We start from the raw sequence: 24621 nt of genomic DNA, 5'->3' as shown, positions 1-24621 counted from the left end.
CGACTATACTTTCCTAAAAAGGAGACACTATGTCGAGATTACTTACCCCCGCCGAGCAAGCCTTACTTGAAGAAAACGGTTTACGTACCGATCAGGGAAATGAGATTGATCCGCCGCCAGTTGTAAAGCTGTTTGCTATCAACGGAGCTGCCATTTGGTTGCTAACAGAAATCAGTGCGTTTTATCCTGGAATGGCTTTCGGATTGGCTGATTTGGGGATGGATGCTCCTGAACTTGGCAACGTATTCATGCCTGAGCTGGAAACCGTCCAATTTGAAGATGGAACGTTTGTGGTTGAGAAAGATGAGAGTTTTAAAGGCCATTACCCATTATCTGTGTATTTAGAAGCTGCCCAAGAAATAGGCAAGATCACGGAAGATCCATCTATATTAAAATCGGCATATGATAAGCTACAAAATAGATAACAGAATTATATTTTGATGAATCTACTAAATCATATATAACATAAATGTTAGATTTATTTTTTCGAAATTAAAATTGGTTTTAACGGAACAAAACTGTTGTAGCTTGCGTTTCAAACCAAACAAATATTCGTTTTATATGAATGCAGGATTAGTACAAACCATTTTTCAAGCAATTGAGGCACGGAAAGGTGACAGAGAAGAAGTCGAAGAGCGCTACAAAAGAGCACGGCTACAAGGAGCGGACAAGGGTGATGCTACGCATCGGTATCTATTTGAATACAATGAACTCCAAAGCTACTATGAAATTCCAGCGAGTATTTCATTCCTTCTGACAGAAATAGAGTTACACATTAAGGATAACCCAATTCCTACACCAACAGAAGTTGATCCATCCTATATCGCTGCAATAAGAGCTAAAAATAATGCTCTTACCAAAGTTTATGCCATGCGGCCACTTTTCATTGCAGAATCAAGCACGATAATAGAAGCTCAAAATGAGCTAATGAGGAAGTTCGAGCGCGGAGAAATGTGAACCTCTCATAACTGTCTCGTCCAGGCCCCACGAACAATAGAACCAATTGAAACTGCACTTTGTTTTTCTGGCTTACTAAACTAAATCTAAGACTATGAGCAATTACGAACAGGCAATCGCTGCAATCGAAACGTTGAGCGCTCCATTGGAAATTCTGGAACAGGAAATTGATCAGATAAAACAGGCCATTCAGTTGTCTGGGGAGGTCGGGAGGAAACTGGAAAAAGATCATCCAGAAAGCTATCCGATACGGATGTTAGCCGAACGCGATATGAATGATTGGTTAAACCAAAAGATCGCTGAAAGAGATGCATACGTATTGGAAATCCAAAATGCTGCTGGACGAGTTTTTTCTGGATTATCCTAACGCATCTTTGCAATAAGATAGCCGCTTTCAATCCTGATGGCGGCTTTATTGTTCCACTATCATTAAACTTTGAAGATGGGAACTTTTTGTCACCATTTTGCCTTATTAAGTTTCACCAACTTTTATTTATATGATTGAACAGAATGCCCCATCTCAGGAAACTGAGCAAAACATCGAAGAACGCATCGATGAGATTGAAGTTTTAATTGCGCAGAGTGAAGCGACAATAGATTTTTATTTGAACAAGATAGATGAAGCCACGAAAAAAGCTTTTGCATCTGAAATACACACTGGCCCTTACTGGAAAATGCTAACTGACGAGGTCAAATCAGCAAACAAAGAGGGATTGTCCGTTTACAAAAGAGAGAATGCTGAAATCCGAAAGTTGAAAAAGGAGCTGAAATCACTTCAATTTCCCGAAGGCCGTAAAAAGCACAACTAATTCAGAAGCAGGCTAATGGATCGCATATGTGATCTACACACTTGATGAGCGTTATACAGGTCGATGAGATATTCGGCCTGTTTTTTTTGTGCCCCTGTGATCGGAACTTCTGGATCTTCGCATGTCAGAAAAGATTCAGGGATTTTGTGAGGCCTGGTGCTCGCGCAGCCCGCTAAGGGTACGAGTAATAAGATAGCACTCAACATCTGTATCTGGCGCACTGTGAACCTCTTTCTTCAACTTATCTGATAATGTGGTTAGTTCTTTCTGTTTTGCCTGATTTTGGTCTATGGTGGAAATCAAATTCTCTGTGTATGCTTCCGACTGAGCTAGTTTAGTCTCTGCGCTGGTGGCTCGTTCCTGAGCGTTTGACAGTCTATTAGTCTGGATAATTACAAGGGCTATAAGTAAAGCTCCCGTGATTTGCTTCCAGTAGGTCAAGAAAAACATGTTATCTCCTATGACATTAAAAAGATAATGAATTTATACAGGACGGTAGCGAGCTTTAACAGCGCCCCAGAGATTACAATCTTCATAAGACAACGTAAGTTTCTAAACAATGGTAATCTCCCCGCCTCGTTGACCGATGATCTTTCTGAGCTTCTCTATTGCCGTTTGGGATTTTATCACGCCCTCACGTCCATTTAGTGTACCACGTTTCTCACCTACTGCAAGACATCCGATGACATCCTGACTGGTGTTGCCTCCGTGAATGAGAATGGCAGAGCGTCCGGGAACGTCTAATAATCTCCATACACGCCTGAATTTTGTCTTGGCATCAGACTCCCAACCGTGGGGAACGAACTTATATTTCCCAATGGGGATACAGGAAATTTTAGGCTTGTTAAACATCCAAGGACGCTCGACGGTGAAGAATTCATACCCGTCAACTGTCATGCGGCCAATAGTGCAGTCTTCAGTTGAGTGGAGCCGTTCAACGGTTATCTGCACGTTGCAACCCCTCTTTTACGAGAATTGCAATCTTTGATCGAACCTTTTTAATTATCTCATTAGCATGATCGCAGAGGTCTTGATGCTCTTGCATCACCCTGTCTAATTCCTTTGATTTCTTTTTATTTCGCCCGGAAAATATCATCTAACTTACTCGCGATAGTTGAAAGGGAAGTTGTGACAGATACCAGTGTTTTATTGTATTCGACGGTGATGGCGATGAACTTATCTGTCAAGTCTTCAATCTTTTTGTCTTTTTTGTGGACTTGCCACCCGAGAGCCAAACACAACAGCCCAAGAACAGTGGTTACACCGCTATCACTTGAAAGTATGCGGCCTACGCCCTCGGCTACTTGTTGTTCAATCACGTTACCCTCAAGCTAGTTGTCTTTGTGTAAGTATGCCATATGAATTATTCGTCCCGGCCACGTTTATCCATGTAGCTGAGCGTAGCAACAAGAAAGTTTGAATTGCTTACGCCCACGCGAGTTCTGATCTGGCCTGATGTGTTTGTCCAGACAGATGCCTGACTGCCAATCAGTGTGGAGTTTGCACCATCCTGCGACTGCGCTGTTGCTAATGGGGTGGCTGAAAGGCTTGGGGCTAAATCAACGGAATCCAGCGAGCTAAGATAAACGGCTGCGTGACCACCAGCTCCTCCGGCTAATGTCGAAGCGTTTAATTCTACCTTTAATTTGAGGCCAATCGGAACAGAAAGCGTCTTAGTAACGGCGGTTGAAGGGGGTGAAGCGTCATTCACGTCCAAAATCGGCGTTAGATATTCGAACTCATCACCGCGTTGGATAAATGGTCTGATCGCTCCGGTTGCATCAGTTTTGAATGAAGCGAGACGGCGCTTCTCACTAAAACCACTTGCCGCCACAAATGCTGTCCCAGACGGAACAAACTTGTAATCAACTGCAAAAGTTGTCGGGTTATAAATGGCGAACAGATCAATTGTCTGGTTGTTTGCCTTGGCTGAGCCAGATTGCATCCCTCCGGCATTGTTGCCAGCCGCCCAGGTTGCGTCCTGTTGCTTGATCATGGCAACGGACTGGATCATCGTCCCTTCGTCTGTAGTAAACCAAACCCCTGCGGCAATTGTAATATCATTGGCAACATCAGCCGCGTTGCTTGTTTCAGGCGGGGCTTTGCTACGGGCAAGCCTGCCAAGAGCCGTATTAAGTCCGGCTGAACCGACACTAGCCGGAGTGATAAGCTCAAACCAACCTGCAGCAGTTTTATAAATCGCTTCAAAATAGCCACCGACTGTTAAAACATTCGCAGCTGGATCGAGGCCATTAACCTTGATATTTTTGTTTCCGAGGGCATTAGTGTTTATTTGGAGCGCTCCGGCGGCGTTTGCCTGAGTTGCAAAACCACGAATAATCATTCCATCCGAATAGCCTTTTGGCGCAACTGGAAGCGTCAAAGTTAGCGCATTGGCCGCTCCACCGACAACTCCAAAATGCTCAATAAAATTGAGATTTTCATCACGTGTGGGCACAACATCAGCAATAAAGCCGAGATAGACGTTTTTCGTCCCGCTACCAAAGGCTACGGCAGAATTAGCGTTTGAGGATCTCAAGACGGTATTACGAGCTAATGTATCAGGAGACGCATCTGTTACAGTACCGATACCACATTCCCAAGAAACAATAACACCGGAGACGTCAGCCTGTGTAATGGTGTAAGGAACCTTTGCGCCATTTCCAACACCAGTGACGAAAGCTTGAAAACCCGCTACTGGACCAGCAAGAATAAGTGTACCGGTTCCTGTGGTTGTGGATGTTTCAAATACGCGGTCTGCTGTTTTCAGTGTCATGCGGGAATTTCCTCAATCCGGAAAGCTTTGTTAAATAGGGAGAACTGGTAATTCACCTTGGGGTTGATTGTCTCCATCGTGCCATAGTACGAACGGATTTGCAAAAGGTCTTTTGCACCAGGATCAGGGATGAACAAAACATCTTTTGTGCGTCCACAAGCCATTTCCAAAGCATAAATTTTACCAAACATCTCGGCTTCGTTGGAGAAGCCAAGGGCGAAATCTGCGGTTTTGTATTTCACAAACTCACGCGGAACCTTTCCACCAGACACAACCCTGCTTACTCGGGATGGATCAACCACACCCTCGGCAAGACCATAATCCATATTTACTGACGGCTGAAAAGCATTGCTGATATACAAACGGCCAATGTCAATGTAGGCTGCGCCCGTATCAACCACGTCAATGAACCAGTAGCGATAAGTTTGCGCAGAAAAGAATGACATGAACATGTTCTTTTCCTGCGGGTATCCGGTGTCAATGAATCCTGTCTGATTGGATCGTGCCGGCAAAAGTCCGGTGTCATAGGGAGCAGTGCCGGCATCATTTGTGTTTGATGCACGAACCCTCACTGATGCTGCGGCAGAGCAATTGTGTGCTATTAATGCAACAAGATTAATTTCTTTTGAAGTCAGAAGGTCAACTGTCAGTGAAACAGTATCGCCCAAAACGCGATAAATGGCCTTCAAATCCATTCTTTGAAGATTGCTGATTGACAAATCACCAGCACCGGTGGTTCCGGTAATAGTAGCGGCGTCTGAGAGAAGGGCGTTTGCCAAGATCATATTTTGCATGGCTTACCCCCACAATTCAAATACAGTTGCGCCAGTTTCAGCGTCCTCAGATATGCCGGAAACCATAAAGACCTTTCCACCATCAAGATTGAACCGATTGTATATCAGTTTGACTTGATCTCCAATGTATAATTTGAATAACGCCCGATTTTGGGTGAGCTGGATTACCTGCCTTGGCTCGCTGTATACAGAGACAAGGCGATTCAAAAGTAACTGTGCGTTTGTCTGGTCTGCTATGTTGGTATAGAAAATCTTTTCAACCAGCTCCTTGCTTTTCCCTCGAATTCCCCGGTCTTCATTTGTAAGGTAACGGTATTCGTTAGAGACAAAGGAACGAACGTCATCGCTGGTTGCCGAAGCTAATTCACTCTCATCCTGAACCGTCCAAGCTGGGGCATATCCAACAGATATACGCCAGGCGGGTTTGGTTATGCGGTCAAGCTTAATACCTTGTTCTTCAATATCATTGACAGTAATCGTTGTGGTTTCTAATGCAGGTGGGGAGACTGTCCCGGCAAACAAAAGCCCTTGGCGGGTGAAAGTCCAGTACGCTCCTACCCCTGAAACAAGATCAGTGATTGCGTCACTGGCTGTCATGTTGCGATTGATGTAAATCCCGACATCACCAGCCAAAACAGCGTCCATCCTGTTAAGTGAGCCGCCGTCAATGTATTCAGGCTCGATTGGGTTTAATCCTAAGCGAGTTGTGACGATCCGTTCGATGATCTCACCAGTTTTTGAAACATATCCACCATTGCCATTTTCGCCTTGAACATCAAGAGTGATGCGTCCGGCTGGTGTGGATCCAAGTTTTACAAATCCACCGGAAAGCTGGGTTTTATATTGTCCGGCAGCGACAACCGCAACCGTTATATCAGGAACATCACCGCCATAGGTCAATCCAACGCCACGGTCACGACATTCATCCACGCCCAAGGCAGAGCCATCGTGAAATTGGTAGACCAGATTGACCGAATCCACCAAGATCGGCTCGATGTTTCGGCATACCCCATAAGCAAGTGGCTTATAGGTGTTGGCGATATCTTCACCACCATCAATCCCACCTGTTCCGCCGTAAATTCCTGAGACAATCTGTTGATCAGCCTTTGAACGGTTGTCTTTGATCGTCAGCGTGAATTGATCGTCATCACCTTCAAAATCGTCAATTGCTCCATCAAAGATGGTGGCGAAATCCTGATATCGGAACCACTTTGCCCCGGCCTTCACAACAACACGGCGGGATGACCAGTAATAATCAACCAGCTGGTCAAGATTGCCATTTCCGTTTTGGATGACGATAGAGCCGTATGACTGATTGCTGTTCCCGAATTCATCATTCGATAGTACAGAAACATCGAATTGGAAGGCATTATTGACCTGTCCGATAAAGTATTTGTTCGCGAGGGTGTCAGTCGGTTTTGTGACAAAACCCGCGTCTGACAGGCAAATGAGAGTTACACCACCATAATACTGGAAACCATACTGACTAATTGCAAGGGTTCCGTATGGTGGTTCGCCGGTGAATGTGTTTTCCTGCGTCAGGTCGTATGGATATGCCTCAATCAAATAGACGAGCTGGGCGTCTGGGTTCTGTTGAAGGATGGCAAACGGGTCAGGTGTGGACTGGTCAAGGTCATCAGCCAATTGGCTAATGGCAAGATCACCAAAGAAATTCAGGTAATCGGTCATGCCGCCACTTTCATGTAGTTTGTCAGTCGCTCCATAACCTTGCGCATTTTGATCAGCTCCTTACGGCTGGCGCGGTTTTCTTCAACGCTGTCCTGCATGATGGCTGAGATTTGCTGATTGCTTCGGACAATATCACCGGATGCATTGCCGGAAAGCGCCATGATGCCTGCCGTCTGGCCTGCGGTGTAAACCTGCTCACCACCGCTCATTCTCACAAGCTCGCGACCTTGTTCACCAACCATAGCAATTCCTGCGGCTGCTGAGTTCGTGCCTTTTGCGTAGCCTGGAACACCAGCGGCTTTAGCAATCTCGGTCACGCTTGAACGGACGAAGCTTTCGAGCGCAACAAAACTTACAGATGATGCATAAATGCCACGCCCCAGCTCAATTAATGTCGCAGCTGCGCCAAGCAGATCTGTTGTGACTGATAAATCACCGCCCTGTGCTGTTTTCAGAAGGGTATCAAAATTGCTCTGCGCAAGGCCAAGCTTTTCCATCGGGTTCAAACTGGAATTTGTTCCCAATGATTGCCCGTCAAGGAATGCTTTAAATGTCTTGGTCATTTCTTCGAGACTGGAAAAACCTGCGGCCTGTGCTTTCAGAGCACCGATTGCGGCTTCTTTTTGCTTATCTAGCGCCTTAGTATATTCCTCAATCGGCAATCCAAGGAAGGTCGCGGTATCAATCAACGTCTGCATGTTATCATTGAGAACTTTGATCGCGTCAGCTAACTGGCTGGCAACTGTCTTTGGATTGAGCGCGTCTTTGTACGACTGCCCAAATGCAAATGCATCAGCAAGGCCTCCCGCATTTTGAACACCAACCTTATTCAGGATGGTCGTGAAAGTCTCATCAAGTCCGGTGATGCTGTTGCGAAGGTCTGCAAAGATCTTGTCAGTAAACGCTTGGGAATTGTTTCCGAAGTTCTGGCCGTTGTATCGAAGGCCGTCTCTGCTTCCCACAACAATCTCAGCTGATCCACTCGCTGAACCGCCATATTGCTTGATCGTGCCAAGAACGCTGGACATTGTGTTGAAAATCGTGTCGCGGAATGTAGCGTTTTCCTGACTGAACTTCTTGCCACTTTGACCGCTATATGAAGCTGCCCCGGATGCAAAATCAATGATACCGCCCTGCGCTTTGTCCGAAGGTTTCTTACCACCAAACAATCCACTGATTGCAGTACCGACAAATGAGCCAATTGCTGCACCAAGAAAAGGAACAGGAATCAATGCCTGACCAATTAATCCACCAGCAATACCAGCTCCACCGCTGACAAGGCCGTTTTTGTTACCCAATCCCATAAGGCTTGCCAGTCCACCGCCGACAATCCCGCCGCCAATATTTGCCATTGATCCTGCGCCGGTAGCAAACTTTTGTAGCGAAGCTGTTTGGCTGAAATTCAATCCTAAACCAGCGCCCAATTTCGCCGCACTTGCGCCAAGCCCTGCCCCAAGACCACCAGACAGGAGGCTTGATCCTGCACTGAACAATGATCCGATTCCACTGAACAAGCTGCCGCCTGAGCCAATACTTGTTCCCAAACTGCCGCCAGTGCTTGCAGCGGATGCAATTGCGCCTGATGAAAGTCCCATTATACCGCCAACGGCTCCAACAACAGAAACAACAATTGGGCGAGCAAACGCTTGATAAGCCAGTTCAGCAAGGAAGTTTTTAAATGTATTCTTCCAGCCATTCAGAAGGGCTTTGAAACCACCATCACTCTCAGTAAAGGCAGATTTGAACGCATCCTTAAAGCCGTCGTCAATCTCACTCGCGAGGGACTGGAACGCTTTTCCAACTGGACTATTCAACTCCGCTTCAATTCGCAGTTTGTCCAGTTCTTCACGGGCGTTTTTTATGTTTTTGGCAATGGCGTCGCTCTGCTCTTTCGTTTTTGCAAAAGGTTTCAAGCGTTCCATAGCCTCGATTTCATCGTAAAGCTTTTCTGTTTCACTGCGTGACTGCTTTATAGCGTCAGTCAGATCATCTTGTAATTTCTTTTCAGCCTTCTTCTGAGCCTTGGTCTGCTCGTGAATACGTTTTAAAGGAGCTTCCTGCTCAATGATTTGTTGTGTAGGTGTCGGTCCATTGACCGATTCCTCAATCATTCTTTGGAGCTTGTCTTGCTGGTTCAAAAGGTTCTGAGCAGCATCTTCGGCAGATTGTTTTCGTTGCGCTCTGACGGTTGGATCAAGTGAAGGCACCATTGACCCGATAGCAGTTAAGGTCAGTTTGGCGTCTGCAAGGGAAATGTTGACTTCCTGCATTGCAAGCATGAAAGCACGTAAATAGCTTCCAGCTCCCACAAAGGCGTTTTTGATCGCTTTACCGATCCCATCAATGGCAGAAGCAAGCACATTTGAAGCGCCAGTCAGCTCATTAATGTCATTCAGTGCAAGTCCTGTATTGGTTTTTAGGTTCTGCCAGGCACGTCCAATGGTAGGCGGCAATCGGTTGAACGCTTCTTCCGCATCCTTGGAACCATCCAATAGAGCCTTTGCGAACTCCTTGGATGACATTGTACCGTCGATAATTCGCTTGCGTAGCTCACCAAAGCTAATCCCCATGGATTTAGCCACAGCATCAGCCACAGGCTTCATGTTCTCAACAATGGAATTGAATTCTTCTGCCCGGACTGTTCCACCGGATAAAGCTTGTGATAATTGAAGCGTGGCGTTCTTAATGCCATCAACTGACGATCCACCAACAGCTCCAAGCTGGTTGACGCTTTCTGTGAGTTCTAAAATCTGCTGATTTGTAATTCCAAGATCACGGCGGCTTCCTGCTAATCGCTGGAATAACGTGACGTTGCTTTCCAGAGAAGATCCTGTCCGAATGGAAAGGTCAATCAATTCCTTTTGGACGCGGTTATAATCGCCGGTTGCTCGTGTCGCTTCTTTAACCCGGGCGTTTAAATTCTGGTAAAGATCAACGGTTCTGACAATCTGTGTAATCCCGAAAGATGCCGTCAGAAGCTGGAAGGCTCGTGAAAGCCCACCAGTTGCCATGGTTGTAGCACGAACCTGATTTTCTAATTGTTTAGACGAACTGGTTGCTTTGTTGTTGGCCGAATTAATATCATCGAGTGATTTTTTAATTACGCGACCACCGGAAACATCTCCGGTGATACCAACGACGATATTTACATCACTCATTACGACCCCTTGCGCTTCTCTTCAAATTGATAAGCTGCGTTTTCCAATGACCTGATGTGGCTTTCCAAAACTGTGAAATCTTCAATGTCATTCACTCCGTTTCGTGTTGCCCATCTGTCAATGGAAGACCAAGGTATCGGGCCTACGCTCATTCCAATTGGCTTATCATACCTCAGTTCTTGGTATGCAATCAAGTAAAAGTCCAAGCCGGGAAGAAGTTTGGGGCGGCGGTCCAAAGCGTCGATTTGTTTTCCGTCACGCTGTAAACCGTCAAGGAATTCAACCTTGTCGCCCCACTCTGTTTCCCAGACTAGGACTTCAGTTAGTTTTTTGCTTCGGCCTCTGTTCTTTTCTTACGGAAGTTTGAAGCGTCAGAAGCGTCAGATTGAATTTTGGTGAACAGATCCGGCGCGGCCAAGAACAGTTTTACCAAACCTTTTTTAGCATCGTCGTTGTAAGGAATATCCTGACCATCAGCACTTTTCAGCCCAACAATGACTGACTCAGTGTATACTTCGGCCATCAGCTTATTTGCGTGTAGATCTTCTTCGCCATCGTCAACATCACCACGTGCTTGGATGTATGGAAGAACTTTGTCCTTCATTGCCTTCGCATAGGCTTGGTTACGGTGAATGGCACGGCGCAGAACGAATGTCCCGTAGCGGCCATAGTCAAACGCCACACCTGCAGAAGTTTCGAGTTTGGTATCTGTCTCAAAACCTTCGTGAAGCGTATTCAGAAATGAGGATAAAAGGTCTGTGGCGACTTTCGGAGAAGCCTTAGGTTTGTTTTTCGTGGTCATTGAAGTTCCTTCGGGGTTAGACGGAAGCGGCCTGCCCGAACAGACCGCCCCCTAACTTGCAAGTATTACTTTGCCCTCGGGTAGGCATTCGACTTACGGTGTCCGCGTAATTCTCATTTGAGCGACTGTTGTCGCATCGAAGTAGGCTTGGAAGCTGATTTTCTGCATAACGTCTTGGTTGTTGCCATCGGCAGCGACGTTGTTTGCAGTCAGTTTCAGTTTCGGAATGAAGAAAGTGTATTTCAGTGTCGAAGCACCACCGAGAGCAAATGTCAGGTCTGCGGCTGTGTCGGCAAGGAATAATTCAAACAGTTCCTGACTGTCGAAATAGGCTTCCATCTCACCAGTCACAACGAATTGACCGGCGCGAATACCCTTGCTGGCAACCTGACCCATTACGGCTTGTTGTTCAAGGTTGTTTGAGATGTTCAGTGATAAGGACATCAGCTGAACAGTGCCGCCGCCTGTGATCGACAGGGAAGCAAAGTTGTTTGCTGCGTTAATGACAGGGTTTGCGTTTGGTTCGGTGTATGTGGCACCCGCAATGATTGCCTGTGCAGATGTGGTGGTTTGGCACATCATATTGAAAGAGCCAGTTACAATCTCTTTTGCACGCATGTTCAGAGAAAGGCTGTTTACGATGGAGCCGGGGTAACGGTGGAATTGATTTGATGTGGCGGCAAAAGTCTTTTCAATCGTGAAAGATTTGCGTGTCACGCCGTTTTTCAGGACGTTCGTAGTCCATGTGCTGTACATCAAGCTTTCAAGGAAATCATCGAATGTGCCGTAAGACAGCTCAAAATTAATGTCTCCACCAGCTTCTTGACCAACTCGGGTCATGTCAGCGACGTTACGATCCGGGCGAATTTCATTGCTGGACACGTACTGAATTGCAGGCGCAAGGCTCTCGCCAGTCATGCGCAGCTTTTTCATTACCGGTGTGGCCGGTGTTGTTCCGGGCGTTACTTCGGCAATATAGGCTAATCGGGTTTGTGAAGAATCAGTCATGGATGGCTCCTTGGTTAAGCAATAACATCGTAATAGAATTTGGATAGCACGTTGATCTGATACCATCCAGCGCCGTCATTACCGATTTCTCGCGCCTGAACGTCATAGAAGGTTATACCAGATATTTGCTTGCCCTGAAAGATGGGAATTATAAAATCAGCCTTTTTTCGCGCGTCGATGCTGCCTTGTCCTTGCGGTTGAAAAATCTGCGCATTGATTAATCCGTAGCGGCGAAATCTATTTGCCAGAGGAGATCCGATGCTGGATTGAAAACCATCAGTGTGCGAGATATTCAATCGCACCCAAGTCTTTGTTTGCGGTATGTCGAAAGGCACGTCATCATAAGCAACGGGCGTGATTACTCCCCACTCGTCCGAAAACAGCTTTCTAATTGCTTTGACGGCTAGTTCGTAATTCACACAACACCCCGCTTCGCCTTACTGATTGCCAGCTCAATGGCCTTCTCGACAAAGTTGGCCGGAGCTTGCTGGGAATATCCGTCATTCAATCGCTGGATGTATGGCAGGTTGTTTGAGATGTAGTATGTGTCACCCTCTTTGTAATCCAAGGTAGGATTGGTGTCAGGTACAGTAGTACTGTCTGTGGTCGTGTAGATCACGCTGTTTACCGAAATGTTCCAGTTTGCGCGCGCTCGACCTGTATCAACAGGCGTCGATTGGATAATGTAGGCATAGGCAAGCAAGGCAGTAGCTCGGACCAGATTACGATGAACCTTGTAAACCTTGTTTTCCATCGCTGCTTTGATCTGCTCGTCAACGGTCACTTACGCACCTGCAACTTGTAAATCAGTGGCGTATCGCCCGGCTGGATAGTGTCTAGGTCAATGACTTTGTATTCGTTCAGACCATCAATGATGATGTCGTTGTGTTTTGGCGGTGTATTTACAGCTGCATCAGCAATCAAAACCTTCTTATCGCCACGTATGATGATCGTTCCATCTATTTCCCTCTCACGATAATCGGTGAAAAGCATTTTAACGCTCGCCTCAGTGACCGCGCCGTCTGAGTTAGTGTCAGTGGAAGGATCGTAAGTGTTGCCCGTTGTTCGGCGAATGATGGCTAAACGACCGTATTCATCGATCTGCTCTCGTGTCAACTGCGCCATTTCTTCATAGAATGTCATACGCGCACCACCGGGGCATTGATAGCACCGCCTGCAAGGTAAGGACGTAACAGACCGTCAATAGCCGGGCGCTTTATGTTCGTGCTGGATGCTGCAAAGTATTCGACTTCAATCACGTCAACCTTTTTGGATTTGACTTGTCCTGTCGGCGATACGGAAGGATTGAGCACTCCTGTCAGGGCTTCAAGCGCGAGGATGCAAATAGCCTGTTTCAGGCGGTCTGGAATAATATTATATTCAACATATGGCACACAGGCGCGAGGCCAATACAAGGACTGGTCTGCCTCAACTACGCGGCCACGGAATGAGTATTTCTGAAAAATGTAATCGGTTGCATTGATAAGGGCGGCTTGTTTGACTTCTGTGGATCCGTCCCAAGATAGGTTTCCACGGTCGGAGTGGTAAGCATCTGCATAAGCAACATCCACAAGTGAATTCGCTCCCGCTACAATACTTCCATCTTCGACCGTGAACATATTTAGTTAACCCAACAACGCGAAAAGGTCAGCTTTTTTGGTCACGCCTTTGTAGTCAATACCGCGTGCATCCAGTTCTGCCTTAATGTCGGCAACAGGTGAATTCGCTGTGAGTTCATCAGCGTTGTCTTCATCACCGTTGTCTTGATCGGCATCAGCCTGTGCGCCCATCAAGATCGGGTTCTGTTCCGGCTCGGATGGTGGTAGGCCGTCAGTTCCACGAACAGCAGGCGGGTTGTTAAAACCGTTACCGTATTCTGTACGTTCTTCTGCCGCCTGATTGTTTGCACGTTCGGCGTCAATTTTTTTCTGACGATCTTCCATGAATTTGTTACGTACTGCTGTAACGTCTACATCTTCTTTGGTCATTGTAAGCTCCTGTAATTGAAAAGGAAAAGACCCCCGTTTCCAGCGGCCTCAATTATTAAGCGATCTTGTGAACGAACTTCACAATACCGATATTTTTCTGATCGTATTTCAGTGTCCAGTTAGCTACTGTGGCTGCTTCCGCATCAGAAGGTGTTAATTTAGCCGGTGTACCGCCCCATGAAATACCAGTTGGTGTCATGATCCAGCGTTTACGAGAAACAAGGTATTCTTGTCCGCCGGAAACAAGAGCTTGACGCTCGACTTCTTCTGGAACCTTAACTCCACCTTCACCGAACAGGATTGACCCCTCGGCGAACAAGTAAGTAGTGTAAATACCACCAGAGTTGGTCATTGTGTCGTCTTCAATAACACGCAGATCACCGTAATAAGCGACTTTTTCCTTCAAGCCTTCTGCCGGCGTAATGTACTGAATCAAGCCTTGCTTACGAAGTACAGCAACAGTTTTGCTATGCATTGCAATAGCAGCGAGTTTCTGACGACGATCACCAAGCAATTGCTCAGCATCGATGAAACTATCAGCGTCGATAACCGCAGCAGCACCGACCAGACCGGAAATGTCAAGTACATTGGCAGAAACAGCACCGACAGAACCAGCGCAAACAGCCAACAGGTTAGCTGAATATTTGCGTGTCCAGAAAGCGGCAACACGGTCAGCAATCAACTTCATTGGATCTTCACCAAGGAAATCAGCAACCAAATCGGTTGAACCCCAGACTTCACCACGCTCGAACACAGGTGCTTTACCTGTACCAGTTGTGACCTTGCCGATTGTCAAGTTATCGGCTTCATCAAGGATTTGGCCTGAACCAGTCAGATCGTTGAAGAATGGGAAAATAACTTCCTTGCCACCGCTATTAAGCATGGCTTGCAGATTTTCACCAACGTCACGGCGGATAATACCGGACTGGAAGAAAGCGTTATTTTCGATTGCTTCCTGCAAGATATAATCAGATACATTGACCGGAAGCTGTGCAATGTCTGAAAGTTTAGTAATAGCCACGAAGGACCTCCAAAAAAGAAAATGAAATTGTTTTTTGGTGGATTCCGTCTATGTGACTTTGCATCCCGCTGATCAAATAACGGCTTACGCACCGTTTTGTGGTAGCATCCCGCTATCCTTTGTGCTCGCCATCCCGGCTTGCAATTAATTATAAACACGATTTTAGGTTTTGTGCAAGCATTAAAAAAGCCCCGGTTAAAGGGCTTCTAAATTATTTTCCTGCGGCTGCTTTTAGCTGCGCTGCTCGGGTCGGATCAGCATTCTGAATCTCGGATTGTTTTGTGAGGTTGAAGCCTTCTTTGCTCCAAGGGTTGTCTGCTTTATTTTCAGGAGTTCCCGATCCACCGGAACCACCGCCGCCACTTCCAGGTGCAGCAACAAAGTATTTACCCTCTTCTGTACCTGCCCAAGCTTTGATCTTGTCGGCCACTGGCAGATTGTCAATCGTTACTACGGCTTCTTCGCCTTCATAATCAACCTTCACTTGGCTTTGGAACATTGCACGAACCGCCTTTTGCATTGGTGGATTTGTGATGTTGGCCTCGGCAATAGCAGCATTGATCGTGCTTTCAGTCAGAAGCTTTTCAACTCGGCTCTTGTAAGTGTCGCGCTCGGTGTTGGCTTTACTGACAGCTGTTTCCTTTTCTTTTGTCAGTCGCTCACGTTGAGCGTCCAGCTTCCTGTCTATATCACCGGTTCCAGCATCCTTCATGCGGTGGTATTCCTCAACGGTAAAGTCTTCCGGCAAGGAGCTGAATTTCTCTTTCAGCTCAGTGAGCTGTGTATCAGCTGTCTTCTTTTCTTCCCGTAATACTTTAAGGGAGTTTTTCAAGCCCTGCACTTCCGGGTGATTATCATAGCCCTCGATGTTCAGGACAAACTTTCCGTCCTTCTCAGTATATGCGGCTTTGAGGGCTTCGTCTAAGCCATCAAGGCTATCAAGAATTGCTTTTAATTTCATTTGGTGTCCTTCGGGTTGGGTTAGCGGTTACCTTCTGGAATGTTTTTATTCTTTCCAGCGGGAATATATTTTGACCTGTTATTAAGCTTTTGGATCGCAGGATTATAGTTCGTCATGCCAGTTGGAGCCAAATTTGTTCCAAGGTCTCCGAACTGAAGTACGCCCATTGCAAGCAACATTCTCATAGCCATAGTTATTTTTGTCATTTCTGATCCTTTCGGGGGATTAAGTTTCTCGGGATTTAAGCTCTTTTAGAGTATAGACATGTCCTGATTTGTCAACGAACTTTTCAAGCGCCGTTCCAGAACGAAACTGCTTGGCACGTTCAACGCCCAAAACTTCCTCCTGAAATTCTTTGCTTTGCTTTTTCAGGAAATCGCTGAATGTCGTATTCGCAGGGATCGGACCAAACATGCTGGCGCGGTCGCCAACTTCATCGACTTCAAAGTATGCAATCAGTACTGACCGACAACGAAAATGGGCGGGTAAAGCAGGTTCCTTGCCAATCTCATAAAGCTTGCCATCACGGGAAGCACAAATAAGTGTCGTCCGGCTGTCCAACGTGGCAACGTATTGTAGCTTACTCACGATATCGGCGTTGGCATAGTAGACCTCTGACCGGGCGCGGTTGGCAACATGAGCAATGGCAGTTCGGGTTAACGCTTCTGCATCTCGGCGGCTTATTTCGAGAATTCCGTCCTGATAGCGACTTTTCTTCGTTCCGCGAATTCTTCTGACGATCTGATCAGTGGTCTGTCCTTCGGTAATGCCTATACGTATGGCGTCATTCAAGCGTTTGAATTCTTCTTGCTGCAAGCCGGAGGCCCAATCTTTAAGCAAGCGCCCTCGGAATGGCTGGCTTGTTACGATGGACTTTAACTGCGCACTGGATGGCATGGCGAATGACGCGTGAACTCCTGCCGTCTCGGCGAGCCTTATCTGAAAATCCGCCTCATACTGGCTGAAATCTTCCATCTCACCTGAAAGACGGTCAGCAAGGATTTTGTATACGCTCTCGCGCTTCTTCCGAATATCCTGTAAAAGCTTTTCAAGCCGTTTTGTCTCGGCTGCTGACAGGTCGAACCCACGGCCTTCAATGGCTGTAAGTCGTGAGGCAATCAGGATGATCAGGTCTTCTTCCGTGGAATTTAACAGGCCGATGATCTGCTTCAAAACCCCGCCCTTGTACCGCTCCAAGAATATCGAGTGTTTGATTTGGGCTTCAAGGATACGCTCATTAACGGTCATTTGCCGTAAACCTTTTGTGCATATTTGGGATCGTCGGGTTGGGATGTCAGGTGATACTTGTTACACAGTGGGCAGGAATAAGCTCGTAGACTCATCTTCTTCGGCTTTCGCATTCTTCCGGCTTGCTTGACTGCGGCCGCGCGGTTCTCAAAAGGGATTTTGTAGCAAATCTGTGACATTTCTACCTCTAAACTTTGCCTAGAATTAAGCTTGGCATCTTTAAATGAAATTGTCAACGCCGATTGATGCTCTCGTTTATCTGGTTAAATTTGTGGTATGGAGACAGAACAAGAATCATTACGCCAGCCGCTGACCGAATTGCCGAATCAAAAGCTTTCCGACATGGAATTAATCGCCTTGCTCGCTAGCTTGACGGGTTACATTTATACTTTTGCAAACACTTCTCATCAGCGTTGGGGGCCGAATGGAAAGGTCAAAAAAGCTGGTGATGACAACCCTGACGGATTTTTCCAACTCATGCCTCATAAGGCTGATGACGGCTTCTTTGAGTGGTACTGTGACAACCGCACCGAATACCAGATGTTCAAGTCCAAGAACAAAGCCGTTTTGCATTTCATCTTCTACTGGACAAAATGGAAAAATGCCGGGAAACCGAAATCCTAAGCATCCTCGCTGATTGTGCTTAACGGTGGTGGATCATTGGAAATACGTTCCTGTTCCTCGTCAAAAGTCAGGTCATCCTCCAGCCATTCGCTGTATTTCAGGACGTTGAAGAACGTCTCCTTGGAAACCTCTCCTGATTGACGTGCGGCAACCCATGCGGTCAAGTCTGATCCGGTAAATGTCGGCGGGAAGAAATCACGGTTAAGCTCGACGGAAATGTCGCCTTCAATCCCCATCCAGGCGGCCGCAAACTTCAAGCCTTTCTCGATCTGACGCTCAATCACACCGCATGTAGCTGACAGGACGCTGCTCTCACCGCTACGTTTAATCTCGTGCGTTTGGGCTGCTTCGGCGTCATTCTTCTCCGGCGCAAGCATTCTCGCGCCAAGTGATGCCATCTGCTTTTCTTTACGGTCAAGCAGGTTTTCGAGGGTTGCAAAGCCATCTGCTCCAACATGAGCAAAACCAACCTGACTTTCAGCATTTGGAAGAAGCCAAGCCATTCCTGTGCCCAAAGCCAGAGTGATGTTAGTGTCGTCAATCCCTGTAATGTAGGGCGTTGGTAATCCAGATACGTGCGCCCCATTTTCGAGGTCAGCACTATTCATGTAATGGGAAATGTTCACATCAACCAAGGATTCAATTGGCGGGGCACTGACCGTCATTGTCGGTTTGCGTGGCGATACCGGATAGAATGGGATCTCCGAAAATGCAACTTCCTTCTTTTTTGGAATGATTGTTTGATCAACGAACCACTCGGAAACGTCTTTGTTCTGATTGTCTGCACCCCTTTCAAGGCTCTTTTGTCGCCAGACCATTTGAGTGTACACGCCGTCAATCAGGGTTAACTGCCGGATTTGCTGCTCCTGCTTACCGTTGTCTGCTTTATAGTGTTCGCTCAACCATACATTGACAATACGATAGGCATTGTTAACACGCGCCAATTCCCAGTTGAGAATGCTTTCGGCTTTGTAAAAAGCCAGATATGGACGGATTTGCATGGCGTCCATCTGCGCAACCGTGATGTTATCTGCTGCTTTGGGCATATCAACCATGATTCCGCCACGGCCAACCGTCAGTACTTCATAGAGAGCTGTTTCAGCAAAATCGGTCAGTGTTTCATCAGAAAGCGTAATGTCGTCTAGCCAAGGCTTCATCGAGTCAGGAACATCCCATGTCATCGGCTTTCGGAAAACAAGACCGGTCATCGCATCGACTGTCCGTCCTGTGGCATTGTAAAACAGGGCACGTGCCTTGTAGGAATCATATACGGCGTCTTCCTGCTGGTCGAGCTTCGGTAAATAATTGATCCCACCTTCCTGAATAGCACGCTGTCCTGCAACAGCGTCACGGCATCTCTTCCAGATAGTTTCAAACTGGGTGTATTCAGCGTGTTTTTCGTTGGGTTTCATTTAAGCTCCTAATCTGCATAATATACTATTCGTCACAAGCTCGCAAGGTAAGTTGACAAAGCTGCCTGCAATGCGGAATTCTCCGTTACCATTTCTGCCCCCATGCCATAGTATGAAATCTCGGCATTACCATACAGAGCACCATTCATTAAAAGAACCTGATTACTACTTCGAATAGATGTGGAAGCCGCTGTCGCGTCTGTGCGGGTCGCGCCGTTAAATCCCACAACATCATTTGCCGTTGTTCGATTAATCGACTTAAATCCGGTACCAGAATAGTTTAATGTGACACTAGGCGGGTTGGTCGTTTGATTAATCCGGTGAACGGTTGACGCGTTACTATTTGACATGTAATTCTGGTTTTGACCGCCACCACCAACCGTGGCCGCAGAATCCAGTGCCGGAAGGCTTCCAACGGTTGCAGTGCGAACGTACATAAATCGGGAGGCATTGTTAAGCGTATAATTCACCCCATTAATGGCCGGGTTATAGTTCGTATCAATATAAGCGGCAACACCGTCGCCTTTAAATCCGGCATCGGTTGTGAATGTCGGGCTATTATACAGTGTTGATTGATAAAGGCTAGGATTTTTCCAGTTCAGGGTTGCAAAGTTTTGATCTCCGTTCGTGGCAAACATGTAAAAAACATCCAGCTTGCTCCAGATGCCTGCTGATTTCAGCGCCAGAACTAAATTGTTTTGTTTTGTTTGCTGATCGATGCTTGGTTTCATATATCCCAGTGAGGTTGCCCTATCCAGGACAGCTTTGTAATCTGGGTCGATAACATTGCTCATGTATTCATTCATGGCGTCATAGCACTGATCGTTTTGAGCTGTCGTCAGACTTCCACCGATCATATAAATACTAATCATAGAACCAATCGTGTTATAATTGGTTTGACGACGGAAAAGTACCTGATTTTCACTTAGTTTCACGCTCGAGGTTGTCGTAGCTAATCCAAGATTTACTTTATTCTTGTGTGCTCTGATCTGTGTCGCAGATATACGGTTGAGACCTATCATGCCGGGACCAGTAAAATCTATAGTCGGAGATGATGTGTTGGTCCCACTATTGATCCGCTGAGCACCAGTGAGACCACCAAACATATTATTTTGTGATCCGCTGGCCACACCATCTAAAACGGCATCGGTAATTAAAGCTGTCGTAAGATCGACACTATCAACCCACATATACCTTGATGCATCGTTCTGTACGTAGTTCACACCATTGGTCGCACAATTAAATCCGGTATCAATATATGATGTGGCGCCAAGGCTTCTGAAACCTTTGCGCGGTGTAAACGTCGGTGCATTCGTATAAGTGGCAAGATTTCCGGTCGGATTTTTCCAGTTGATACGACCGAAATCACTGTTATCGGTGGCGAATACGAATAAAAGATCCAATCGATCCCAGATGCCCACTGAATCCAGATGCTGAATAAAATTACTTCCTTGCTGCATGGTGTTTGCAGACGGCAATGCAAAACCCTCAGAAACTGCCCTATTAACTACCGCTACATATCTGGGATCGTATCCAGACATGTGCTCGTTAAATAAACCCATCGGCATCGGGATCATGCAAATCCCTTTTGTATCACAGCATACAGATTGGTTCCGTCATAATAAGCGGAGATTACATCAATAGCATTAGGTGCAGTGGAAACGATACCGACAACACCACCAGGCCATTTAAAGTTTGATCCATAGGAAAGCAGACGTGATCCGGTTGCGTCCTGTGTTATTTTCCACATATAAGTCGCACCTGCAACCATCCCGGTAGGGTTGGCAAGAACGGCATTTCCGGTAAGTGTGACAGTGAATATATTTCCTAAAGTCGTATTGGTGACGATGCTGGCGGCATATGTTAGTGCAGTTTCACCTTGGTTGATGTTCATCCTTGAAAGCTGACGACTTGCCACATCGCTTAAGTTGTTCGCGCGACGGCAAGTCGCCGACACAACGAAGGCCGTGGTGGCGATCCGTGTGGTGTTATCAGTGGATCCAGGTGTCGTCGATGCCGGTGTACCAGTAAAAGTCGGACTTGCTAAGTTTGCTTTCGCGTTTAGTGCCGTCTGCTGTGCCGTGCTTAATGGCTTATTAGCATCACTGGTGTTATCGACGTTACCGAGACCAACATCATTTTTATCTACAACGACTGCGCCGATTTTACCATTAACGGAGTTAACAGCATCGGTGTTATCAACCTTTTCCCAAGCCGTGCCATTAAAGATAACCCAGTCGCCAAGCTTCCAATCAGTAACGCTATCAATATCTGTACTGCCCGGAACGGCTACGACCCAATACTGCCCCTTCTGACCCACGCCGGACAGGATTGTTGGATTTAGATTTGTGTCGGCATTCCAAATGCCCTGATAATTGGCAGCACCAAGGATAGATGCTGGAATTTGTTCAAGCGGGATCTTCTGAGTTTCATCAAGAGATGCCACACCAAGCGCAGCACCAATCTGAGATTTCAGAACGAAGATAGATGTGTCAACTGGCGGGACAACGACAGTGGCATTTGTGACGGTGATGACCGTTACTTTTTCTTCAACAGCCACGCCATATTGCGGTTCGCGGATTGTGATCGTTGTCGTCAACGTGTCACCTCTGGCGAAAGATTAACCTTTCCTTCCAGCCATCGGATAACCGTATCGCCTGAGACGGTTTCCAGATCATAGAAATATGAACCCGATAGCAGAGCCGTTTGAGATGCCGTGAGGGAAATAGTGATCTTACCCGTCAATGGCTCGATTGTCAGGCCACCGTTTTCAGTGGTCAGTGATAAGTCATATTCGATTTGGGACTTTGTGCGTCTTAACTGCATCCGGGCTGAAAAGCCAGACAGATCTACGGGGCTGCTGTTCTGTTCAAGGGTTAATTCGCGGTTCCAGGTCGTTCCCTGATCTATGTTGAAATCGTGGTTTCCGGCCATCGCGTGCTCCTTGTTTGGTTAAGGATACCATATGCCAGGAAGTTATCAAGCAAATATTTGATTAGGCGAAAACAACTGCGAAAAAGGATGATACAACAAACACCAGAAACGATATTGTGAGTACTCGTTGCCGAAATTTTTCATGCATAAGAAACCATGCAGGCAATTTTACGGCAGTAAAAAAAATCAAATTAAATCCTAAAACTACGATTGCTCCGGCAATCAAAACGAGCGTTGGCACGAAGACTGGCATAAACAGAAGCAAAAATCCTGATATATATATCCTCAGAAAGTTACTAAAACCGATATGAAATATGATAAATAGATAAAAATAAAGCATCAAAAAATATGGAACCATCAATTGAGGGTTCGATTTGAGATAGCTTTTTGTAGCCAAGTATGATTTTGCGTAGCTGTACCCTGCCCGAACATCCCCTTTTCGACTAGTGAATTTCAGCATAGCGAATTGCATATGTACCCATATTTTCGCCATCACATCGATAATCCCAAATCCTAGAAGAGTCGGTTGCTCTGATGGAATAGGCCACAATAACCTTACAATAAACCTATCCATAGCCTTGCCTTTATTTTTAAACCAACTTTCACCAAGTATGTCAACAAGGATAACCCAGCCTGAAAGAAACTGGAATAATTCTATAATTCTTTTTATTTGGAAAGCCTTCAACCCGTGCCACGTCACGTCGTCTATTGGATTGTTCCACCATTCTTGTATAGCTTCTATCATACTAATTTCGAAGATTTGCTACCAATATACGAAGCGAGTGATAACCTTACTGCCCTCCCAGCCTTGCCGCTGACATTGTTCTCTTAATAATCGGATACTGCTTAGCCAAGAAATAGCCCTGTGCGTCGTTGATGTGATCAAACCCGCTGGTCTTGTCCGGTTCCCCGTTTTTATCATAAGCCTGCTGCTCCAAGCTTTCCGTCAGGCGCGGGCAGTTGTTGGTATTGATCTTCCAGCGTCTTTGCCCTTCTGCGTTCAGGATCATCCCGTTTACGGATAGAATGCGGTCTTTCACAGCAGGGTTGGTTGTGTCCACCCTGACGGTGAATCCGTTCTGACGGAGAATTGAAAGGTCGCTTTCGCTGGCATTTACAGACTTACGGCTCTGGCCGCTAGCATCCGGATAAACAGTGATCGTCCTTTTGGGATAACGGTCTTTCAGCATTGCCGCCATGGTTGGGGTGTCTCTTACGCCGGTCAGCTCATTCACAGAAATTGGCAGGCCATTACGAATCACATTGATTACTGCCGCCATGTTCATTACGTTGAAATCCATTCCGATATGAAGTGGCTCATGCCCGTCCATAGTAGCATTGCTGTGGTTCTTGATTCGGTCGAAATCCGCATACACACTTCCACTAGCGAGGTTGACGAATTGCCCACGGAGATAAGCGTTGATCAATTGTGGTGGGTATGAGGCCAATAAAGAAGGAATGTAGTCAGCAGGAAGGTTTAGCTCATTCTCGAATGTGCTGGCCTGTACCATCGCATACATATCGGCCAATTCAGGAACATCCCGCAGCTTCTTAACGAATGTCTGATAAACGAATTTGAAACCTTCGGGCGTGGTTGTCACGTCAATGCCATTTAACAGACCTGGCTCTTTGTAGCGCATACGAGCGATGATCTTTCGCCACGCCAGTTCTGCCTTGTCCGTTTTCATTACGTCCAGCTCGTCGATCAGCGCTTTACCGATCTTGAAACCCACAATCTCACTGGGTTTTTCCATTGACCGGCATAGAATCGTTGTGCGATAAATGCCATTTGAATAAAGATCAACTTCCTTGTTGCTCAGGTGGATTTTAGTGCTAAGACCCCAATCGTATGCAACCTCGTCAATGGTCGGGTAAAAGATGTCACGGATTTGTCCATACGTTGGGGCAAAGTATCCGGCACTGATATGTGGATACTCCCATGAATGTTTGCAAAGACCCGCGCATCCAACCCAAGTTTTGCCCGACCCAAATCCAGCAACAAACCCTTTGAATTTATGCGGCAAGGCTAGAAATCTTGCTTGTGGCAGGTTGAGCTTAGGCATCGACCTTCCGGGCGTCAATAACTTCAACCTTTACTAGAACTGGAACCGCTTCTTCGTCTTCACCCTTAGGTGCTTCCATCGGTGAGGGTTTGCCATACGCTCGATCCAATAATTCACGGGCGGCAGAAATCTTCACGACATCCTGCTTTGAATTCGTCATCAAACCGAACAGTACTTCAATTGCGGTATTTGCGTATGATTGAGCCAGATATCGGATATCGGCGTTTAGAATATTTTTTGATCCTGGCTTTCTTCCACCAGTCTTACGTCCTTTTGCCATGCATATCTTTCTAAATTAGATTGTTATGCAATATGCTTGACAATGTAATTAGCCACGTGGCGCCCTTGGGTTAAACGGTTGGAGCCTTGCCCCCATC

General features: G+C 46.5%; 28 protein-coding genes and 1 pseudogene. 5 read left to right on the top strand and 24 right to left on the bottom strand.

Annotated features, from left to right (window positions below):
• Window positions 1–29: 29 nt before the first annotated feature.
• The 4 genes from BP71_RS05515 (at window position 30) to BP71_RS05500 (ending at window position 1766) form a co-directional block, all read left to right on the top strand.
• Window positions 30–425 carry a DUF2958 domain-containing protein gene (locus tag BP71_RS05515; protein WP_496377429.1) on the top strand — a complete coding sequence of 132 codons (396 nt, stop codon included), beginning with the start codon at window positions 30–32 and terminating at the stop codon, window positions 423–425.
• A gap of 136 nt (window positions 426–561) precedes the next feature.
• Entirely contained in the window at window positions 562–957 is a 396-nt protein-coding gene (locus BP71_RS05510; RefSeq protein WP_496377427.1) for a hypothetical protein, read from the top strand.
• Between the two features lie 94 nt (window positions 958–1051).
• Complete coding sequence (locus tag BP71_RS05505) at window positions 1052–1324, top strand: hypothetical protein (protein ID WP_496377425.1); 273 nt, start codon at window positions 1052–1054, stop codon at window positions 1322–1324.
• 130 nt (window positions 1325–1454) lie between these two features.
• A complete protein-coding gene (locus tag BP71_RS05500) occupies window positions 1455–1766 on the top strand; it encodes a hypothetical protein (protein ID WP_496377423.1) in 312 nt (103 codons plus the stop codon).
• Between the two features lie 552 nt (window positions 1767–2318).
• Here BP71_RS05500 and BP71_RS05495 read toward each other — a convergent pair.
• The 17 genes and pseudogenes from BP71_RS05495 to BP71_RS05415 all read right to left on the bottom strand — a co-directional run bounded on the left by BP71_RS05495 (window position 2319) and on the right by BP71_RS05415 (window position 17211).
• Window positions 2319–2717, bottom strand: coding sequence for a DUF5675 family protein (locus BP71_RS05495; RefSeq protein WP_496377421.1), 399 nt, complete (start codon window positions 2715–2717; stop codon window positions 2319–2321).
• Window positions 2718–2839: 122 nt separating this feature from the next.
• The gene (locus BP71_RS05490) at window positions 2840–3085 is read right to left on the bottom strand and encodes a hypothetical protein (RefSeq protein ID WP_496377419.1); all 246 of its coding nucleotides are present in this window, start codon (window positions 3083–3085) and stop codon (window positions 2840–2842) included.
• 44 nt (window positions 3086–3129) lie between these two features.
• Window positions 3130–4542: a hypothetical protein gene (locus BP71_RS05485; RefSeq protein WP_496377417.1), complete on the bottom strand. Its 1413-nt coding sequence runs from the start codon at window positions 4540–4542 to the stop codon at window positions 3130–3132.
• Window positions 4539–5336 carry a hypothetical protein gene (locus BP71_RS05480; RefSeq protein WP_496377415.1) on the bottom strand — a complete coding sequence of 266 codons (798 nt, stop codon included), beginning with the start codon at window positions 5334–5336 and terminating at the stop codon, window positions 4539–4541. The genes BP71_RS05485 and BP71_RS05480 overlap by 4 nt, the downstream gene beginning before the upstream one ends.
• Window positions 5337–5339: 3 nt before the next feature.
• Window positions 5340–7025 (bottom strand): hypothetical protein, encoded by a 1686-nt coding sequence (locus BP71_RS05475; protein WP_496377413.1) that lies wholly within the window; start codon window positions 7023–7025, stop codon window positions 5340–5342.
• Window positions 7022–10183: a tape measure protein gene (locus BP71_RS05470; RefSeq protein WP_496377411.1), complete on the bottom strand. Its 3162-nt coding sequence runs from the start codon at window positions 10181–10183 to the stop codon at window positions 7022–7024. The genes BP71_RS05475 and BP71_RS05470 overlap by 4 nt, the downstream gene beginning before the upstream one ends.
• A pseudogene (locus BP71_RS05465) lies at window positions 10183–10434 on the bottom strand (phage tail assembly chaperone); the annotation flags it as partial. The gene BP71_RS05470 and the pseudogene BP71_RS05465, both read right to left, overlap by 1 nt.
• 71 nt (window positions 10435–10505) lie before the next feature.
• A complete protein-coding gene (locus tag BP71_RS05460) occupies window positions 10506–10985 on the bottom strand; it encodes a phage-derived protein YdaY family protein (protein WP_496377409.1) in 480 nt (159 codons plus the stop codon).
• A gap of 93 nt (window positions 10986–11078) precedes the next feature.
• Window positions 11079–11993, bottom strand: coding sequence for a phage tail tube protein (locus tag BP71_RS05455; protein ID WP_496377407.1), 915 nt, complete (start codon window positions 11991–11993; stop codon window positions 11079–11081).
• Window positions 11994–12007: 14 nt separating this feature from the next.
• On the bottom strand, window positions 12008–12412 hold the full coding sequence (locus BP71_RS05450) for a phage tail terminator-like protein (RefSeq protein ID WP_496377405.1): 405 nt from the start codon (window positions 12410–12412) through the stop codon (window positions 12008–12010).
• Window positions 12409–12747: a hypothetical protein gene (locus BP71_RS05445; protein ID WP_496377403.1), complete on the bottom strand. Its 339-nt coding sequence runs from the start codon at window positions 12745–12747 to the stop codon at window positions 12409–12411. The genes BP71_RS05450 and BP71_RS05445 overlap by 4 nt, the downstream gene beginning before the upstream one ends.
• A 26-nt stretch (window positions 12748–12773) precedes the next feature.
• Window positions 12774–13136: a hypothetical protein gene (locus BP71_RS05440; protein WP_496377401.1), complete on the bottom strand. Its 363-nt coding sequence runs from the start codon at window positions 13134–13136 to the stop codon at window positions 12774–12776.
• Window positions 13133–13612, bottom strand: coding sequence for a DnaT-like ssDNA-binding protein (locus tag BP71_RS05435; RefSeq protein ID WP_496377399.1), 480 nt, complete (start codon window positions 13610–13612; stop codon window positions 13133–13135). The genes BP71_RS05440 and BP71_RS05435 overlap by 4 nt, the downstream gene beginning before the upstream one ends.
• 6 nt (window positions 13613–13618) lie before the next feature.
• Entirely contained in the window at window positions 13619–13981 is a 363-nt protein-coding gene (locus tag BP71_RS05430; RefSeq protein ID WP_496377397.1) for a hypothetical protein, read from the bottom strand.
• Between the two features lie 55 nt (window positions 13982–14036).
• Window positions 14037–15002, bottom strand: coding sequence for a hypothetical protein (locus BP71_RS05425; protein ID WP_496377395.1), 966 nt, complete (start codon window positions 15000–15002; stop codon window positions 14037–14039).
• Between the two features lie 211 nt (window positions 15003–15213).
• Window positions 15214–15963: a hypothetical protein gene (locus BP71_RS05420; protein WP_496377393.1), complete on the bottom strand. Its 750-nt coding sequence runs from the start codon at window positions 15961–15963 to the stop codon at window positions 15214–15216.
• Between the two features lie 225 nt (window positions 15964–16188).
• Window positions 16189–17211: a minor capsid protein gene (locus tag BP71_RS05415; protein WP_496377391.1), complete on the bottom strand. Its 1023-nt coding sequence runs from the start codon at window positions 17209–17211 to the stop codon at window positions 16189–16191.
• A 276-nt stretch (window positions 17212–17487) separates the two neighbouring features.
• Between BP71_RS05415 and BP71_RS05410 the strand changes: the two genes are divergently transcribed.
• Window positions 17488–17835, top strand: coding sequence for a hypothetical protein (locus BP71_RS05410; RefSeq protein WP_496377389.1), 348 nt, complete (start codon window positions 17488–17490; stop codon window positions 17833–17835).
• Here the strand turns inward: BP71_RS05410 and BP71_RS05405 are convergent.
• From BP71_RS05405 to BP71_RS05375, 7 genes are all read right to left on the bottom strand, one after another.
• Window positions 17832–19247: a DUF4055 domain-containing protein gene (locus BP71_RS05405; protein ID WP_496377387.1), complete on the bottom strand. Its 1416-nt coding sequence runs from the start codon at window positions 19245–19247 to the stop codon at window positions 17832–17834. The genes BP71_RS05410 and BP71_RS05405 overlap by 4 nt on opposite strands.
• A gap of 32 nt (window positions 19248–19279) precedes the next feature.
• Entirely contained in the window at window positions 19280–20824 is a 1545-nt protein-coding gene (locus BP71_RS05400) for a hypothetical protein (protein WP_496377385.1), read from the bottom strand.
• Entirely contained in the window at window positions 20821–21807 is a 987-nt protein-coding gene (locus BP71_RS05395) for a hypothetical protein (RefSeq protein WP_496377383.1), read from the bottom strand. The genes BP71_RS05400 and BP71_RS05395 overlap by 4 nt, the downstream gene beginning before the upstream one ends.
• Before the next feature lie 35 nt (window positions 21808–21842).
• A complete protein-coding gene (locus BP71_RS05390) occupies window positions 21843–22181 on the bottom strand; it encodes a hypothetical protein (protein WP_496377381.1) in 339 nt (112 codons plus the stop codon).
• A 61-nt stretch (window positions 22182–22242) separates the two neighbouring features.
• On the bottom strand, window positions 22243–22926 hold the full coding sequence (locus BP71_RS05385; RefSeq protein WP_496377379.1) for a hypothetical protein: 684 nt from the start codon (window positions 22924–22926) through the stop codon (window positions 22243–22245).
• A gap of 46 nt (window positions 22927–22972) precedes the next feature.
• Window positions 22973–24244 (bottom strand): terminase large subunit domain-containing protein, encoded by a 1272-nt coding sequence (locus BP71_RS05380; protein WP_496377377.1) that lies wholly within the window; start codon window positions 24242–24244, stop codon window positions 22973–22975.
• Entirely contained in the window at window positions 24237–24524 is a 288-nt protein-coding gene (locus tag BP71_RS05375; RefSeq protein WP_496377375.1) for a hypothetical protein, read from the bottom strand. The genes BP71_RS05380 and BP71_RS05375 overlap by 8 nt, the downstream gene beginning before the upstream one ends.
• Between the last annotated feature and the right edge of the window lie 97 nt (window positions 24525–24621).

It is taken from the genome of Dyadobacter ginsengisoli DSM 21015, from assembly GCF_059568735.1.
This window is presented reverse-complemented; position numbering and strand designations above follow the sequence as displayed.

Coding starts and splice junctions, on each gene's coding strand:
- BP71_RS05385 (WP_496377379.1), bottom strand. CDS start 22,926: ATGATAGAAGCTATACAAGAATGGTGGAACAATCCAATAGACGACGTG.
- BP71_RS05475 (WP_496377413.1), bottom strand. CDS start 7,025: ATGACCGATTACCTGAATTTCTTTGGTGATCTTGCCATTAGCCAATTG.
- BP71_RS05405 (WP_496377387.1), bottom strand. CDS start 19,247: ATGAAACCCAACGAAAAACACGCTGAATACACCCAGTTTGAAACTATC.
- BP71_RS05460 (WP_496377409.1), bottom strand. CDS start 10,985: ATGACCACGAAAAACAAACCTAAGGCTTCTCCGAAAGTCGCCACAGAC.
- BP71_RS05455 (WP_496377407.1), bottom strand. CDS start 11,993: ATGACTGATTCTTCACAAACCCGATTAGCCTATATTGCCGAAGTAACG.
- BP71_RS05470 (WP_496377411.1), bottom strand. CDS start 10,183: ATGAGTGATGTAAATATCGTCGTTGGTATCACCGGAGATGTTTCCGGT.
- BP71_RS05435 (WP_496377399.1), bottom strand. CDS start 13,612: ATGTTCACGGTCGAAGATGGAAGTATTGTAGCGGGAGCGAATTCACTT.
- BP71_RS05505 (WP_496377425.1), top strand. CDS start 1,052: ATGAGCAATTACGAACAGGCAATCGCTGCAATCGAAACGTTGAGCGCT.
- BP71_RS05510 (WP_496377427.1), top strand. CDS start 562: ATGAATGCAGGATTAGTACAAACCATTTTTCAAGCAATTGAGGCACGG.
- BP71_RS05485 (WP_496377417.1), bottom strand. CDS start 4,542: ATGACACTGAAAACAGCAGACCGCGTATTTGAAACATCCACAACCACA.
- BP71_RS05400 (WP_496377385.1), bottom strand. CDS start 20,824: ATGATCCCGATGCCGATGGGTTTATTTAACGAGCACATGTCTGGATAC.
- BP71_RS05445 (WP_496377403.1), bottom strand. CDS start 12,747: ATGGAAAACAAGGTTTACAAGGTTCATCGTAATCTGGTCCGAGCTACT.
- BP71_RS05480 (WP_496377415.1), bottom strand. CDS start 5,336: ATGCAAAATATGATCTTGGCAAACGCCCTTCTCTCAGACGCCGCTACT.
- BP71_RS05390 (WP_496377381.1), bottom strand. CDS start 22,181: ATGGCCGGAAACCACGATTTCAACATAGATCAGGGAACGACCTGGAAC.
- BP71_RS05380 (WP_496377377.1), bottom strand. CDS start 24,244: ATGCCTAAGCTCAACCTGCCACAAGCAAGATTTCTAGCCTTGCCGCAT.
- BP71_RS05440 (WP_496377401.1), bottom strand. CDS start 13,136: ATGACATTCTATGAAGAAATGGCGCAGTTGACACGAGAGCAGATCGAT.
- BP71_RS05415 (WP_496377391.1), bottom strand. CDS start 17,211: ATGACCGTTAATGAGCGTATCCTTGAAGCCCAAATCAAACACTCGATA.
- BP71_RS05515 (WP_496377429.1), top strand. CDS start 30: ATGTCGAGATTACTTACCCCCGCCGAGCAAGCCTTACTTGAAGAAAAC.
- BP71_RS05430 (WP_496377397.1), bottom strand. CDS start 13,981: ATGACCAAAGAAGATGTAGACGTTACAGCAGTACGTAACAAATTCATG.
- BP71_RS05420 (WP_496377393.1), bottom strand. CDS start 15,963: ATGAAATTAAAAGCAATTCTTGATAGCCTTGATGGCTTAGACGAAGCC.
- BP71_RS05500 (WP_496377423.1), top strand. CDS start 1,455: ATGATTGAACAGAATGCCCCATCTCAGGAAACTGAGCAAAACATCGAA.
- BP71_RS05375 (WP_496377375.1), bottom strand. CDS start 24,524: ATGGCAAAAGGACGTAAGACTGGTGGAAGAAAGCCAGGATCAAAAAAT.
- BP71_RS05410 (WP_496377389.1), top strand. CDS start 17,488: ATGGAGACAGAACAAGAATCATTACGCCAGCCGCTGACCGAATTGCCG.